15 protein-coding genes are annotated in these 14,611 nt (G+C 40.4%); 7 read left to right on the top strand and 8 right to left on the bottom strand.

The window, feature by feature from the left end:
• From SanaruYs_RS16950 to msrA, 4 genes are all read left to right on the top strand, one after another.
• Entirely contained in the window at nt 1–1,467 is a 1,467-nt protein-coding gene (locus SanaruYs_RS16950; RefSeq protein WP_246011932.1) for an MFS transporter, read from the top strand.
• 2 nt (nt 1,468–1,469) lie between these two features.
• Nucleotides 1,470–2,654 (top strand): alpha/beta hydrolase, encoded by a 1,185-nt coding sequence (locus tag SanaruYs_RS16945; RefSeq protein ID WP_127123782.1) that lies wholly within the window; start codon nt 1,470–1,472, stop codon nt 2,652–2,654.
• A 50-nt stretch (nt 2,655–2,704) separates the two neighbouring features.
• Nucleotides 2,705–3,802 (top strand): hypothetical protein, encoded by a 1,098-nt coding sequence (locus SanaruYs_RS16940; RefSeq protein WP_127123781.1) that lies wholly within the window; start codon nt 2,705–2,707, stop codon nt 3,800–3,802.
• 118 nt (nt 3,803–3,920) lie between these two features.
• Entirely contained in the window at nt 3,921–4,472 is a 552-nt protein-coding gene (msrA, locus tag SanaruYs_RS16935; protein ID WP_370684890.1) for a peptide-methionine (S)-S-oxide reductase MsrA, read from the top strand.
• Nucleotides 4,473–4,678: 206 nt separating this feature from the next.
• On the opposite strand, the gene SanaruYs_RS16930 is transcribed toward msrA, so the two are convergent.
• Both SanaruYs_RS16930 and SanaruYs_RS16925 read right to left on the bottom strand, forming a co-directional pair.
• The gene (locus SanaruYs_RS16930) at nt 4,679–6,322 is read right to left on the bottom strand and encodes a GAF domain-containing protein (protein ID WP_127123779.1); all 1,644 of its coding nucleotides are present in this window, start codon (nt 6,320–6,322) and stop codon (nt 4,679–4,681) included.
• 8 nt (nt 6,323–6,330) lie between these two features.
• On the bottom strand, nt 6,331–6,834 hold the full coding sequence (locus tag SanaruYs_RS16925) for a YfiR family protein (protein WP_160118700.1): 504 nt from the start codon (nt 6,832–6,834) through the stop codon (nt 6,331–6,333).
• A gap of 178 nt (nt 6,835–7,012) precedes the next feature.
• On the opposite strand from SanaruYs_RS16925, the gene msrB reads away from it, so the two are divergent.
• The 3 genes from msrB (at nt 7,013) to lhgD (ending at nt 9,698) form a co-directional block, all read left to right on the top strand.
• Nucleotides 7,013–7,507 (top strand): peptide-methionine (R)-S-oxide reductase MsrB, encoded by a 495-nt coding sequence (msrB, locus tag SanaruYs_RS16920; RefSeq protein WP_127123777.1) that lies wholly within the window; start codon nt 7,013–7,015, stop codon nt 7,505–7,507.
• Between the two features lie 90 nt (nt 7,508–7,597).
• Nucleotides 7,598–8,452, top strand: coding sequence for a class II glutamine amidotransferase (locus tag SanaruYs_RS16915; protein ID WP_127123776.1), 855 nt, complete (start codon nt 7,598–7,600; stop codon nt 8,450–8,452).
• A 49-nt stretch (nt 8,453–8,501) separates the two neighbouring features.
• A complete protein-coding gene (lhgD, locus tag SanaruYs_RS16910) occupies nt 8,502–9,698 on the top strand; it encodes an L-2-hydroxyglutarate dehydrogenase (RefSeq protein ID WP_127123775.1) in 1,197 nt (398 codons plus the stop codon).
• 84 nt (nt 9,699–9,782) lie between these two features.
• Here lhgD and SanaruYs_RS16905 read toward each other — a convergent pair whose 3' ends face one another.
• The 6 genes from SanaruYs_RS16905 to SanaruYs_RS16880 all read right to left on the bottom strand — a co-directional run bounded on the left by SanaruYs_RS16905 (nt 9,783) and on the right by SanaruYs_RS16880 (nt 14,495).
• Complete coding sequence (locus tag SanaruYs_RS16905) at nt 9,783–10,649, bottom strand: alpha/beta fold hydrolase (RefSeq protein ID WP_127123774.1); 867 nt, start codon at nt 10,647–10,649, stop codon at nt 9,783–9,785.
• A gap of 76 nt (nt 10,650–10,725) precedes the next feature.
• On the bottom strand, nt 10,726–11,316 hold the full coding sequence (locus SanaruYs_RS16900) for a TetR/AcrR family transcriptional regulator (RefSeq protein ID WP_127123773.1): 591 nt from the start codon (nt 11,314–11,316) through the stop codon (nt 10,726–10,728).
• Between the two features lie 37 nt (nt 11,317–11,353).
• Nucleotides 11,354–11,737 (bottom strand): RidA family protein, encoded by a 384-nt coding sequence (locus SanaruYs_RS16895; RefSeq protein WP_127123772.1) that lies wholly within the window; start codon nt 11,735–11,737, stop codon nt 11,354–11,356.
• Nucleotide 11,738: 1 nt separating this feature from the next.
• Entirely contained in the window at nt 11,739–12,458 is a 720-nt protein-coding gene (bshB1, locus tag SanaruYs_RS16890; RefSeq protein WP_127123771.1) for a bacillithiol biosynthesis deacetylase BshB1, read from the bottom strand.
• A gap of 106 nt (nt 12,459–12,564) precedes the next feature.
• Nucleotides 12,565–13,512, bottom strand: coding sequence for a thioredoxin-disulfide reductase (gene trxB, locus SanaruYs_RS16885; protein ID WP_127123770.1), 948 nt, complete (start codon nt 13,510–13,512; stop codon nt 12,565–12,567).
• 119 nt (nt 13,513–13,631) lie between these two features.
• Nucleotides 13,632–14,495 carry a sigma-70 family RNA polymerase sigma factor gene (locus tag SanaruYs_RS16880; RefSeq protein ID WP_127123769.1) on the bottom strand — a complete coding sequence of 288 codons (864 nt, stop codon included), beginning with the start codon at nt 14,493–14,495 and terminating at the stop codon, nt 13,632–13,634.
• Nucleotides 14,496–14,611 lie beyond the last annotated feature (116 nt).

Raw genomic sequence — 14,611 nt, 5'->3', positions numbered from 1 at the left:
ATGAGTTTCGGATTTTTGGGAATCCAATTTGGATTTGCCTTACAGAATGCAAACACCAGCCGCATCTTCGAAACCCTAGGTGCAGACACTTCTAACCTCGCGCTTTACTGGCTGGCAGCACCCATTACTGGTTTAATTGTTCAACCCATCATAGGCTTTTATAGCGATCGTACCTGGCATAAAAAATGGGGCCGCAGAAGGCCTTTCTTTGCTATTGGAGCAATATTAGCTTCTATCGCGCTTTGTCTAATGCCAAATTCAACTATGCTTTGGATGGCGGTTGGCGTTCTCTGGATTATGGATGCATCCATCAACATTAGCATGGAACCTTTTCGCGCTTTTGTAGGTGACATGTTGCCCCCTGAGCAGCGAACAACAGGATTTGCCATGCAGAGTTTTTTCATTGGCATTGGGGCTATTGTTGCGTCATTCTTACCCTGGATATTCACCAACTGGTTAGATATTTCCAACACTGCCTCTGAAGCAGGTGTTATTCCAGATTCTGTAAAGTATTCATTTTACCTGGGTGCCTTCATGCTTTTCCTTACGGTAATGTGGACAGTATTTAGTACTAAAGAATATCCGCCTGATGCAGAAACAGAAAATAAATTATCGAACAGAGAAAAGAGAAAAATTGATAATGAACAATTCTACCGTAAGAAATTTTTTGACATCGGTATTTTACTCTTATCAATCAGTTTAGTTTTTACAGCAATTATTTATTTCCTCACATTGGAAAAGGAGTTGTACGTATTGACTTTCGGATTTGCTGTCTTCGGTATAGTCCACATTCTTGGTGCTATTTATATTAGTCAGGGAAGATCTTATCTAGGTTTAGTAAGCATTGTTAAAGATTTTAACACTATGCCTAAAACCATGATACAGCTTGCCTATGTGCAATTCTTTTCTTGGTTTGCCCTTTTCGCGATGTGGATCTACACTACACCTGCAGTAACCAGTTATATTTTTAAATCATCAGATACTACCACAGCGGCTTACAACGATGGTGCTGATCTTGTTGGTTTACTCTTTGGTGTTTACAATGGTATTGCAGCCTTAGCTGCTTTATTATTACCTGTACTGGCCAGATATACCAGCAGACGCATAACACACCTTATTGCATTAACCTGCGGTGGTATAGGCTTAATCTCTTTTTACTTTATTTCTGATCCGCAAATGCTATGGTTCTCTATGATTGGTGTTGGTATTGCATGGGCCAGTATTTTGTCGGTTCCGTACGCCATGCTCTCTGGGTCTCTCCCATCTGAAAAAATGGGCTATTATATGGGTGTATTCAATTTCTTCATTGTAATACCACAAATTATTGCAGGTACTGTTTTGGGATTAATACTTAATCATTTCTTTAATGGCGAATCAATTTATATCTTAGTCACTGGTGGTGTTTCTATGATTATTGCAGGTTTACTATGCCTAAGGGTAGATGACCGCGATGAAGTAACTGTGTAACTATGCGCATTTCCATTTGCCTGCTTTTCTTATGTGGTCTAACTGCTCAGGCACAGCCTGAAGAGCGTATTCATTCCATACTGAAAGCACTTAAGGATCCAGCAACACAGGAAGCGAATTATAACTTTCTCACTTCACAACATAAGATTCCTTACGTAGTCGATGACTCAGCTCTATTCTTATTTCAAGGCAAAGCCAATGAGGTAAAATGGATGGGAGATTTTAATGCCTGGGGTTACACGAAATCATTTCCGAATACCGGCATAAGAATACCCAACACTGACATCTGGTTTTTGAAAGCCAGCTTTCCAAAAGACGCCAGACTTGATTACAAAATTGTTATCGATAACAATCAATGGATCCTCGATCCGGTAAATCCTAATCATCAGTGGTCAGGGGTGGGTGGCGGTAGTCCTAATTCGGAATTACGAATGCCCGATTGGAAAGCTGATGATATTACCCTTATGCGTGATGAAGTACCTCAAGGTAAAATGATCAGAGATGTTTTAGTCAACAGCAAACAACTCTCCTATCAATTGATGTACTCCGTTTATTTACCACCCAATTTTTCCAGCACTAAAAGTTATCCAGTTTTATATGTGACTGATGGTTTTGAATACCTGCATGAAAACATGGGCAATATCATTACAACACTTAATAACCTGCTCCATCAGAAAAAGATCGAGCCTATTATAGCTGTTTTCATTGATCACCGCGAACCGGCCAACAGACTTAACAACAGGAGAATGACTGAATTAGCCATGAATGAAAACTACCTTAATTTTTTCGTTGATGAATTCCTGCCAATTATTGAAGGTAATTATCCGGTGAGTAAAAAACCTGAGGAGCGTGGCATTCTGGGGACTTCAATGGGTGGATTAACTGCTGCTTACTTTTCATTTTCCCGTCCTGATGTATTTGGACTTGCCGGTATACAATCACCTGCCTTTTGGTTTAAGCCTGCCATCTATACCACCTGCGATAATCCGGAAAAGCCCCCTGTAAAAGTATTTATGACAACAGGTACTGTTAACGATGCTCAGGAAGGTGCACTGAAAATGAAAGCCATTCTGGATAAAAATACCTGTAACTACCAGTATAAGGAAGTTAGTGAAGGCCACTCCTGGGGTAACTGGCGTAACCTTTTAGATGATATTTTAATTTATTTCTATCCCGCTAAAGGTTAATTTCAGGCATTGAATTTGCAAAAGCTCACCTAACCCTATCTTTTTGCGTTATGAAATACTTTTCCCTGCTTATTTACCCGTTTTTAGCGATTCTTTCCCTCTCTTGTAGCTCTGGCAAAAAAGCCTACGAGAAAGGTGATTACTATGCGGCTGTAATCAAATCTGTAGAACGTTTACGCCAAAAGCCCGACCACACCAAATCCCAGGAGGCGCTTAAACTGTCATATCCTTTGGCTATTGACTTCCTTGAAACGCAAGCTCAAAGCACTATCGCCTCTGATGCTCCTTTTAAGTGGAAACAAGCAATAGGTTACTATTCACAGATAAATGTACTGCACGACCAGATTAAAACTTCTCCGGCAGCCTTAAGTGTTATAAAAAGCCCGGTAAGCAAGTTCAATGAAATAGCTGACCTAAAGAAAAAAGCTGCTGACGAAAGCTATGAAGCCGGAATTCAGGCTATGATGAAAAACTCCAGAGCCGGAGCCATTGAGGCCTTTTACCTCTTTCAGGAAGCTAACAATTTTGATCCCGGAATAAAAGATGTAGTGGAGTTACAGCACAAAGCTGAATATGATGCAACCCTACGCATAGTGTATGCACAGCAAGTCTATCGCAATAACTGGGTAGCTGTAGAGCCATTAATTAACAACCTTAGACTGCCCTTTACCAAGTTTTACACGACAGAACAGGCAGAAGCTGAAGAGGCTCCTATACACCATACTCTGCTCATTGAGGTTTTGGGTTATAATGAAGGAAGGCCTTCAACTACTAAAACCGAAACTAACCACACAGACAGTGTACAAGTAGAACGTACCATGGGTGGCAAAAAAGTAAAGGTTTATGAAAAAGTAACTGGCAGAAGCACCCTTTATGAAAAGAGAGTTGCTTCGCAGGGTGGAGTAAGACTAACAATAAAGGAAAAAGAGACTGCCAAACAGTTAATGAACAATGAATATACAGGAACAGGTAACTGGAGCGATACTTGGGCAAGATGCTCAGGTGATAATAGGGCCATTCCTGAACGAATTCGTAAAATATGCTCTAAATCTGAGCCAGAGCCTAACAACGAGATTATGCTAAGGCAGGCAAGAGAGGATTTACTAAAGCAAGTAGAAAGTTCACTTTCGTCTTTCTACCGACTTTAAAGCAGATTCTTTAAACTTTTAGGTCTCCTGCTTAGTTTACAGTACTATGAAAACACTCAGTTTATTCATAGTACTGATGCCACTATTGGCCATCAGTCAAACTAAACAAAATACAAGTATGACAAGTACAGATGGCAATGTAGAGATAGCAACTTTTGGCAACGGCTGCTTTTGGTGTACCGAAGCAATTTTTCAACGTGTAGAAGGAGTTGAGAAAGTTGTTTCCGGTTACACTGGTGGCGCTGTAAAAAACCCTACCTATAAAGAGGTATGCACTGGCCTTACTGGTCATGCAGAGGCCATTCAAATTACTTTTGATCCACGTAAAATCAGTTTTACGGAGTTACTGGAAATATTTTGGCAAACACACGACCCCACTACACTTAACAGACAAGGTGCTGATGTGGGTACTCAGTACAGGTCTGCAATATTCTATCACAATGAGACACAAAAGAAACTGGCTGAAGAGTATAAACAAAAGTTAAATGCAGCTGGCGCATTTGATAAGCCTATTGTAACGGAAATAACCCAGGCTGTAGTATTTTATACAGCGGAAAATTATCATCAGAACTATTATAATCTGAACGGCAAAGCACCTTATTGCTCCTATGTAATTGAACCTAAATTGGAAAAATTTGAAAAGGTCTTTAGTAAAAAATTAAAAAGATAGATTCAATTTCTTCCTGCAAACGTTAGCATATTCCGTTCATCATAAACCAAAGCGTTTGAAAGACTTTTTAAGATTTCGCTGCAACCAAACACTGGCACCTACGTTAAAATTGATTGAGTAGAGAAATTCTTCTCATAGGTTTAGGTTTAGGTAACAAAAAAGCTCCGGGACGCGGAGCTTTTTTGCATTGAGGCCATTCTTAATTTCTATCTTTTTACTTGCGACTGAAGTTCGTTCAGCTGCTTAAGCATATCCTTCTCTTTGCGTGCCATTTCTTCCTGTGTGGCTTGCAATTCTTCCATGTTCTGGCGCATCTCCTCTTCCTGCGCACGCATCTGTTCTGTCATTTCTTGCGACTCCTCAAGTAAACGTTGCGTTCTTGCATTTACTTTAACTGAAGAAATAGTAGAGGCAATGCTCTCAGCCATTTTCTTCACAAAATCTATCTCGAAATCCTGGAAAACACTGAAAGAAGCAACTTCAACAACACCAAAAACCTGATCATTTAGCTTCAATGGCGTTATTAACACACTTGAAGGATTGGCATCCCCCAAACCTGAAGTAATGCGAATATAATTCTGAGGCACCTCAGTCAGGTAAATTGAATCTCCCTCTTGCCAGGCTTGCCCTGAAAGGCCTTCACCCTTGAAAATCTTCTGATTAAGATACTTCTTTTTATCCCAGGCATAACATGCCTTCATAGACATAGTCTGCTCTCCATCAGTTTCCTCATCATCAATGATATAGATAGCGCCTTGATTACCTTTGATATATTTTACAAGATTGGCAATAATCTCTTCAGAGAGCTTCTGAACATCGTTATTATTGGTTCTAAGCAACTCACCGAACTTGGCAAGACCTTCGGTGGCCCAGTTACGTTTTTTATCATCCTCAGCTACCTTCTCCAGGTTATTACGCATGTTAATCAGGGCGTTACCTAACACATCGTGTTCACTGAGTGGGTTAAAGTCTGACTTATAATTACCATTACCAATATTCTCTGCAAAAGTTGTGGTGGCACGTAAGCCATTCACCAAATTATCCATGGCCCTGGACATCTCACCGATTTCATCATTGCTAACCTTAGCCTGCTTATCTTCTACCAACTCTCCCCTTCCGAGTTTAACCACTACATTTTTTAAGAAGTTAATTGGTACTGTAATATTTCTCATCAGGAAGAAAGCACTCACCAAACCCAGTATTACAGTCACTACGGCCAACAAAATGGTTACGTTGGTAAGGTTACCCACCGAACTGATCACTTCCTTGTCTGCCGCATCACTAATAATTGTTTGCTGGGTAGCAACTTTATTAAGCATACTAATAATGTTATTAGTACGTGGAATTACCTGGCTCTCAATGGCATCTTCAGCCAAAAGCTTGGTAAGCATATCCTCATAATTTTCAAAAGTCTGAAGGTTAGCCATAATGGTTTCCTTCTGAATGGATAGTAGCGTATCAAATTCATGGAATATGGTGTCCATCATCATACGCTGACTGTCGCTCTCCCAATTCACCATCAATTTCTGGATCTTATCCTTAAGCGCAGGGTAATCGAAATCCTGTAATTGTCTGAGCGCTTGCTTATCGTCCTGGTTAGTTTGGAGATATACCCAGTTAGTTACCAACATTTTGGATTTGGTAACCGTTAATATAAATTCATTAAGTGCGTCTTTGGAAGGGCGATAAGTATCTGCTGATTTAGTGGCCACACCACTAATTACATTACCAACCGAAAAAATGATAGCTGCATTGATCACAAACAATACAATGAGGATAATAAAGCCTCCTAGTATTTTTTGCCCAATACCAATTCTGATCCCTTTCTTTTTTGACTCTTGATTTTCCATGCTCATAGTTAAATCTGGATTGCTAAGCGCGACAATTCCGTTGACGCCTTTAAATTTTGTTTAGTCATGCTGCCCTGATTAAGTTCGAAAAACAGCTTTCCTTCTCTAATTACAAAATTGATATTAGAACCTTTAGCACCAAGTCCTTCCTCCTCAGTAATGATGAGTATAGATTGCGACCCCACTTTGTTTAGCACATCACCAAGTGCTTTAGATTTGCCTGCGGGAACGAAAAGGACATTACATTTTTTTATATCGGTTGGTGACTCAATCTTAGTCACTACAATTTTCCGGTTATCTGGTGTTCTTTTTGCATTTGCCATGGCGTTCAACTCCTTTACAATGGGCGAGTCACCGAGCACTAATATTTCAAAATCACCTTCTTTATAAGCATCAGGCCAAACAATGTATTTGGTGAAGCTAAAAATATAGACAGGGTGAAGCTTATAGTCCTGCGAAAAAGCAGTACTCGCTATCATGATTAAAGCCAAAAGAAAGATTCCACGTTTCATAGGAAAGGTAATTATACACTTTCTTTCAAAAGCTACCAAAATTAAGCCAGTATTGGGGATTTTTATCAACATTTTTTGATCTGCGGGGTTAGATGTAGGGAAAAGGGGTAAATGTTATGCAATTGACAATCTATTCCCTTGTTTTTATCGTATTTGAATCAGCAAACAACCAGATTTTATGACAACATCAAGAATATTACTCGCTTTATCTTTAATGCTTCCGGCTATGATCGCCTGCTCTCAAAAGAACAAAGAAGAAGTAAAAAAAGAACAGCAACACTATACAGTGGTTAAGACAGACCAAGAATGGAAGAAAATTCTCACCCCGGAACAATTCCATATTTTACGTGAAAAAGGAACAGAAACAGCATTCACGGGTAAATATTGGGATAATCACAAGAAGGGTATCTATACTTGTGCAGCTTGTGAACTTCCACTTTTTAGTTCGGAAACAAAGTTTGAGTCTGGAACTGGTTGGCCTAGTTTTTACCAACCTCTGGATAAACAAAAAGTATCCATAGTTATTGACAAAAGCTACGGCATGACACGTGAAGAAGTGGTTTGTAGCCGCTGTGGGGGCCACCTTGGGCATGTATTTACAGATGGACCTAAACCAACAGGATTACGCTATTGTCTTAATTCAGCATCATTAGCGTTTTCCGAAAAGAAATAAACCAGTTGGGAGGCACAACGCGATGCCTATTGTATAATTTGCTTTGATTATAAGGGTATCTGTCCTAATTTTCTTGCCTTACTTTGTTATATGTGCAGATTATTAGCCTATAAAGGCACACCCATTATTTTCGATGAGTTATTGTACAAACCTCATAACTCACTCATACAACAAAGCACTAAAGCCAGAGAGATGGAAGAGCCCCTCAATGGCGATGGATTCGGACTAGGTTGGTATGCTCCGGAAATTTCAAAAGAACCAGCTACCTTCATATCATTAAATCCTGCCTGGAGTAATAGAAACCTGCGTAGTCTCTCAGCTAAAATTAAAACGGATTGTTTGTTGGCGCACATCAGGGCTGCGAGTGTTGGTGGTGTTTCTGAAGCAAACTGTCACCCCTTTCAGTATGGCTCTCTGCTAATGGCACACAATGGTAATGTTCATAGCTTCTCAAAAATAAAACGCGAATTAAGAAATGAGTTGAATGACGAAATGTATCACTGGATAAAAGGGCAGACAGACTCGGAGCATTTGTTCGCATTTTTGATCAATCATATTCTTACGGGAAAAGGCTCATTTACTATTGAAAATCTTATTGAAAGTTATGAATTCACCTTTGCTCATGTTAAAGCACTCATGGCAAAACATGGTATTGAAGAGCCAGCTTTCCTGAATCTTGTGATAACGAATGGAGAATTTATTATTGCTTCACGATATGTAACAGATACCCAACATGAACCACGCACGCTCTACCATTCAGAAGGTGCCCGTTATATTGTTGAAGATGGTGTGTCTTACCTGGCGGCACCGGAAGATGATGATCAGGCAGTGCTGATAGTATCTGAAAAACTTACTGACGATGATCATTGGTCTATGATCCCAAAAAACCATTTTGTAATTGTCGAACCTTCTTTGAACGTGAGAATCCGCCCCATTAAGGCCTAGCGTTTGTAAGCTCGCTTGCCAAAAACTACCTTTGCTAAAATTCAGCACTGTGAAATTCGATTGTATAATTGTAGGTGGCGGCATAGTAGGCTTGGCCACAGCACTTCGCTTATCTGCAGCACCGCATCATAAGAAGGTATTGGTTATTGAAAAAGAAGTTGAAGTAGCCAAACACCAAACGGGTAATAACAGCGGTGTAATACACTCTGGGATCTATTACAAACCAGGAAGCCTTAAAGCCACCAATTGTATAACTGGTTACCACCAGCTTATAAACTTTTGTCGCAACAATGATGTGCCATTTGATTTATGCGGTAAAATCATAGTGGCGACTGAAGAAAAAGAATTGCAAGCACTTAAAAATATTGGTGAGCGTGGAGAACAGAACGGACTTACCGGTCTTAAGCATTTAAGTAAAGAAGAACTGAAAGAATACGAACCACATGTAGTGGGGATAGCTGGTATTCTGGTTCCTCAAACAGGCATTGTTGATTATGCTGTGGTTGCCAGAAAATATGCACAAGTTCTTCAGCAGCAGGGAGGAGAAATTCGTTTTGGCGAAAAGGTAATCGAGATACAAGACAACCAAGGCACGCAGGTAGTTATTACACAAAAAGGATCGTACAACGCTTCACTCGTTATTAACTGCGCAGGGTTGTATTCCGACAAAGTAGCTCGACTTACTTCTAAAAAAGTAGATGTCAAAATTATCCCATTTCGAGGGGAATATTTTAAATTAAGAAAAGAGAAGGAGTATTTAGTAAAGAACCTGATCTATCCTGTACCTGATCCTAACTTCCCTTTTCTGGGCGTACACTTCACCCGCATGATGAAAGGTGGTGTAGAAGCAGGCCCTAATGCCGTATTGGCCTTTCAACGAGAAGGCTATAAAAAGTCAGATATTAATTTGAGTGAGTTGGCTGAATCGTTAGCATGGCCCGGTTTTCAAAAAGTAATGGCTAAATACTGGCGAACAGGTTTAGGCGAAATGTATCGTTCATTTTCTAAAGCAGCCTTTACCAAAGCACTGCAAAAACTAATTCCGGAAATTGAAGAGCATGACTTAGTAGAAGGTGGAGCGGGTGTGCGTGCACAGGCCTGCGACCGCACCGGTGGTTTGGTGGATGACTTTATGATTTTAGAAGAAGCACATGCCATCAATGTTTGCAATGCGCCCTCTCCTGCCGCCACATCATCACTGGCCATTGGCGAGACGGTAGCAAATCTTGCTTTAAAAAGATTTTGATCCCCTACCTCGGTCTGTGTCCTCATAGACCGAAACAATATAAAATAAACTCCAATGCTGGTCTGTGGGGACACAGACCAGGGATTAGGGATTTGCTATTAGCGCTGATTTCCTTTGAGTTGATTCCTCCACAAAGTCAATCACTTGTCGGATAACATGCTCTGAACGAAGATTATGCCCATACCCTTTGGTAATAAGCAAAGAAGAGTTCTTCCATTGACTGTGTATTCGTTTTGAGTTTTCGACCGAAGTATCGGTATCTTCTTCATCGTGTATAAGCAAACCATTACTGGTAAGTGTTGCTGCGAACTTATGTGCTGAAAAATAAGAAGGTGCCTTTTTGATTTGTGCTTCGAAATAATCAACCACCAGCTTTACCGTTTTATTACTTAGACCTAATTCTTTTGTGTAGAAGTTAAAGAAATCCTCAGCTTCACCGGGAGGTGCTAATGCAATAAGGTTGGCTGGTGAGAGATGAGAAAGTCTGTGGAAAGTATAGATGGCCGTGAAGCTTCCTATCGAGTGTGAAACCACGGTATCAACCTTGCTGACACTATTCAAAAATAACTCTACAACCTCGCTATAAAGAGGTACCGTCATAAATTTCCCGGTGCTCAATCCATGACCCGGTGCATCCAACGAGTAAATGGTGTACCTGTCTGTATCTAACGATTCAACGTAATTCTTCCATCGGAATGTATGGCTCTGCCAACCATGCAACATCAGTACAACGTGTTCCCCTGTACCCCACTTGTACACCTGAATCGCCTCACCGCCATGGGCAAGTGTGGATCTTTCCGCTGAAAACAAAAAAGCCTTGTGCTTATTGGTAAGCTTGGCACGAAAAGGATAACAAAAAAGATTAAAACCCATACGTGCTGCTTTGCGCGGAGCAATGTTTGCAAGTGTGTTCAGTGAGAAACCAATCGATTTGCTGATAAGTTTTTTCATTTTATCAATCTGTTTTAAGGTTAACGGAAGTTCTTACTATTAAGATACCAATCGGTATCTTTTGATTCAAAAAATTTTACAAGGCTATTGCATCTAATTGCTTTTGAAGATGTTTGGTTATTCTGCAGATGTCAGTGTTGTTACCTTCAAGCTTACTCATCATAATCCCCCCTTCTAAAGCCCCAATAATTAGTGTTGCAAAGAATGCTTTATCGGTATCTGCTTTTATCTGTTTGTTATCGATACCGTTCTGTAGAATCGTGATGAGGGAAGTTCTTAATATTGTTAAAATTTTGAGTGCTTCTTTTCTTAATACCGGATGAGCATCATCAGATTCGATAGCTGCATTCAATAATGGGCAACCACCCTTTAATGGTGGATTTGTAATATAAGACTCAAAGAATTTAAAAATAGCCGTAAGCTTTTTAACAGCATGCTTTTCTGAACTTACTATGGCACGAAGCTTTAAAAAAAGCTTCTCAGACATGAAGGCAAGCGTCTCTTTCTCTAAATCGTCTTTACTGGCAAAGTGCCTGTAAATAGCCCCCTTGGTAAGTCCGGTGGCATCGGTAATGTCGCTAATAGAAGTTGCCTTATACCCGTTGGTGTTAAAGAGTATACCCGATTTTTTTAAGATGTTCTCTTTGGTGGCTTCCGGGTTGCGCATATACAAAGATACCAATCGGTATCTAATTTACAAATGCCTAAGGCCGAATAGCGGTAGCCTCGATTTCGATCAAATAATCAGGTTCTATGAGTTTGCTTACCTCAAGCATGGTAGTACAAGGCTTAATTACCCTGAAAAACTCTGCATGAGCCTTTCCAGCCTCTTCCCATTTACTGATATCGGTAACAAAGAGGCGTGTACGTACTATATCTTCCATGCTAAAGCCGGCTTCCTTCACCACCTTTTCAATTTTTTGCAAAGCAAATTTTGTCTGCGCGTACATATCGCCTTTGCCGACCACACCGTTTTCATCGGCAGCAACGGTTCCTGTTACTTCTAAAGTATTACCTACTTGTACTGCACGTGAATAGCCAACGATGTCTTCCCATTTGGCGCCACTCGAAAAATTCTTTCTTGCCATATTAATAAAGATCAGTCAGTTTGTTCACTACCGGATAACGCTGGGTTGTAAATCCTTCGGCATACTTAATACCGGCAATGTTACCCAACTCACTCGCCCTGCCTTCTAAAAAATTAATAAACTCTGGTCGCGAAATAAAAGTTTGTGGCTCTGTGCTGTCACTACTAAAGAACTGTGTTTTATATGCTTTAATAGAAGCCATTTTTGTATCCCACACCTCAGTAACGTCAATAATAAAATCAGGTTGTATGTACTGACTTTGTATGTAGTGATACACATTCTTAGGTCTCCAGGCTTTCTGTAAATTACCAGCAGCGTCTTTAGTTTCTATTTTTGCCAAACCTGCAAGGAAGCAAGCATCTGCTGCCAGGTCTGCACCTTTTCCATGGTCGGGATGACGATCACGGATGGCATTAGCCAAAATAATATCGGGTTGGTACTGACGAATTTTTTGAACGACCGCTAACTGACTTACTTTATCATTCTGAAAGAAGCCATCTGCAAGACTCAAATTTTCTCTTACCTGAATACCTAAAATAGCGGAAGCATCTTTAGCCTCTTGCTCACGGGTTTGTGCTGTACCGCGTGTTCCCAGCTCTCCTCTAGTGAGGTCGAGTATGCCAACACTTAAACCGGACTTGGTATGTTTGGCAATGGTGCCACCACAACCAAGTTCAGCATCATCAGGATGAGCAGCTATGACGAGTATGTCTAGTTTCATTTTGAATATCGTTGATCGTTGATCGTTGTTGGTTGATCGTTGGTAGTTAACAGGTACACCTAAAATTCACGAACAACGAATAACCATCAACCAACAACCTTTTTTACTAAGCGTGTACCGCTTCTTTTGCCTGTAAAAACTTCTCGGCATCCAAAGCACCCATACAACCTGTACCAGCGGCTGTAATAGCCTGACGATATATTTTATCTGCCGCATCGCCAACTGCAAATACACCTTCTACGTTTGTTTTAGTAGAACCTGGTTTAACTTTGATGTAACCAGTCTCATCCATGTCTATAAAGCCCTTAAAGATGTCTGTGTTAGGCTTGTGACCTATAGCCAGGAAGAAACCCTGAACAGAAAGGTTTTTCTTTTCACCTGTCTTGCTATTGACAATACGAGCACCTGTTACACCAGTATCATCGCCTAGAATTTCTTCTGTTTCGCTGTTCCAATGTATTTCAATATTAGGTGTATTGATTACACGTTGCTGCATAATTTTAGAAGCACGCATCTCATCTCTGCGCACAATTAAATGTACTTTAGTACAGAGCTTGGCAAGGTAAGTTGCCTCCTCTGCTGCTGAATCACCAGCACCTACTACGGCTACTTCTTTACCTCTGTAGAAATAACCATCACACACAGCACAAGCGGATACGCCTTTATTCGCATAAGTCTCCTCAGAAGGAATACCCAAATATTTAGCTGTAGCACCGGTTGAAATAATAACAGTATCCGCTACTACTTCTGTATTTTCATCGATTGTCAATTTATGCGGATAGCCCGCGAAATCAACAGCCGTAACTAAACCATAACGTACCTGTGTGCCAAAGCGCTCTGCTTGCTTTTGTAAATCCATCATCATCTGTGGGCCATTAATGCCCTCAGGATAACCAGGAAAATTTTCAACATCGTTAGTTGTAGTTAACTGACCACCAGGTTGACCACCTGTGTAAAGCACTGGCTTCAAACCTGCTCTTGCCGCATAAATAGCTGCTGTGTAACCCGCAGGGCCTGAACCAATAATGAGTACTTGAATGTGTTCGCGTTCCATAATCTTTTGAACTTAATTGATTTGTTTTAAAACAAACCGGGGTAATAAATCTATAATTTCCACAAAAAGGAAAGGCCTCTTGCGAGACCCTTCTAAATCATTTTAATATTTCAACAACATTATCCAAGATAAGGTTTCAATGCCTTGCTTCTTGATGTGTGTCTTAATCTGCGAATCGCTTTTTCTTTAATCTGACGCACACGCTCGCGTGTCAAATTAAATTTTTCACCAATTTCTTCGAGTGTCATGGCGTGTTCGCCATTCAATCCGAAGTAAAGGGTAATTACATCAGCCTCACGTTGTGTTAAGGTAGAGAGTGCACGTTGTACTTCTTTACGCAGTGAATCATTCATCAAACCTGAGTCTGGCGTTTCTTCGCTGTCGTTCTCCAACACATCTAACAAACTATTTTCCTCACCTTGCACAAATGGTGCGTCCATCGATACGTGACGACCAGAGATCTTCATCGTATCTACTACTTCAGCAGTCGAAACATCCAATACTTCTGCTAATTCTTCAGGTGAAGGTTCGCGTTCGTACTTCTGCTCCAATTCAGAAAAAGTTTTTGAAATTTTATTCAAAGAACCTACACGGTTAAGCGGTAAGCGAACAATACGAGATTGTTCTGCTAATGCTTGTAAGATGGATTGACGAATCCACCATACTGCGTAGGAGATGAATTTAAAACCACGTGTTTCATCAAAACGCTGAGCAGCTTTAATCAAACCCAGGTTCCCTTCGTTGATCAAATCACCTAAAGAAAGTCCCTGATTTTGATATTGTTTAGCTACTGACACCACGAAACGCAAATTGGCTTTGGTTAGTTTTTCCAAAGCAATCTGATCGCCTTCTTTGATGCGTTTGGCAAGTTCTACTTCTTCATCAGGTGTAAGCAAGTCCACCTTTCCGATTTCCTGTAGGTACTTATCCAGCGATTGGCTTTCGCGGTTAGTAATCTGTTTGCTGATCTTAAGCTGTCTCATTCAATTCTTGCGTGCTACTGTTCAACAATATAAAATTTCTCGATAGTTCCGTAAAAAATCTGAAAATTTCAAATTCAACGTTGCTTTCAGATCAATTACGGATTTCAGATTTCAAA

It is taken from the genome of Chryseotalea sanaruensis (assembly GCF_003990915.1).
Lineage (GTDB): Bacteria > Bacteroidota > Bacteroidia > Cytophagales > Cyclobacteriaceae > Chryseotalea > Chryseotalea sanaruensis.
The sequence above is the reverse complement of the archived record's forward strand: the minus strand, read 5'-3'. Positions and strand labels throughout refer to the sequence as shown.

What these genes read in the sequence shown, in the direction of transcription:
- SanaruYs_RS16950 (WP_246011932.1), top strand. Translation starts at nt 1, where the DNA reads ATGAGTTTCGGATTTTTGGGAATCCAATTTGGATTTGCCTTACAGAAT.
- SanaruYs_RS16945 (WP_127123782.1), top strand. Translation starts at nt 1,470, where the DNA reads ATGCGCATTTCCATTTGCCTGCTTTTCTTATGTGGTCTAACTGCTCAG.
- SanaruYs_RS16940 (WP_127123781.1), top strand. Translation starts at nt 2,705, where the DNA reads ATGAAATACTTTTCCCTGCTTATTTACCCGTTTTTAGCGATTCTTTCC.
- msrA (WP_370684890.1), top strand. Translation starts at nt 3,921, where the DNA reads ATGACAAGTACAGATGGCAATGTAGAGATAGCAACTTTTGGCAACGGC.
- SanaruYs_RS16930 (WP_127123779.1), bottom strand. Translation starts at nt 6,322, where the DNA reads ATGGAAAATCAAGAGTCAAAAAAGAAAGGGATCAGAATTGGTATTGGG.
- SanaruYs_RS16925 (WP_160118700.1), bottom strand. Translation starts at nt 6,834, where the DNA reads ATGAAACGTGGAATCTTTCTTTTGGCTTTAATCATGATAGCGAGTACT.
- msrB (WP_127123777.1), top strand. Translation starts at nt 7,013, where the DNA reads ATGACAACATCAAGAATATTACTCGCTTTATCTTTAATGCTTCCGGCT.
- SanaruYs_RS16915 (WP_127123776.1), top strand. Translation starts at nt 7,598, where the DNA reads ATGTGCAGATTATTAGCCTATAAAGGCACACCCATTATTTTCGATGAG.
- SanaruYs_RS16905 (WP_127123774.1), bottom strand. Translation starts at nt 10,649, where the DNA reads ATGAAAAAACTTATCAGCAAATCGATTGGTTTCTCACTGAACACACTT.
- SanaruYs_RS16900 (WP_127123773.1), bottom strand. Translation starts at nt 11,316, where the DNA reads ATGCGCAACCCGGAAGCCACCAAAGAGAACATCTTAAAAAAATCGGGT.
- SanaruYs_RS16895 (WP_127123772.1), bottom strand. Translation starts at nt 11,737, where the DNA reads ATGGCAAGAAAGAATTTTTCGAGTGGCGCCAAATGGGAAGACATCGTT.
- bshB1 (WP_127123771.1), bottom strand. Translation starts at nt 12,458, where the DNA reads ATGAAACTAGACATACTCGTCATAGCTGCTCATCCTGATGATGCTGAA.
- trxB (WP_127123770.1), bottom strand. Translation starts at nt 13,512, where the DNA reads ATGGAACGCGAACACATTCAAGTACTCATTATTGGTTCAGGCCCTGCG.
- SanaruYs_RS16880 (WP_127123769.1), bottom strand. Translation starts at nt 14,495, where the DNA reads ATGAGACAGCTTAAGATCAGCAAACAGATTACTAACCGCGAAAGCCAA.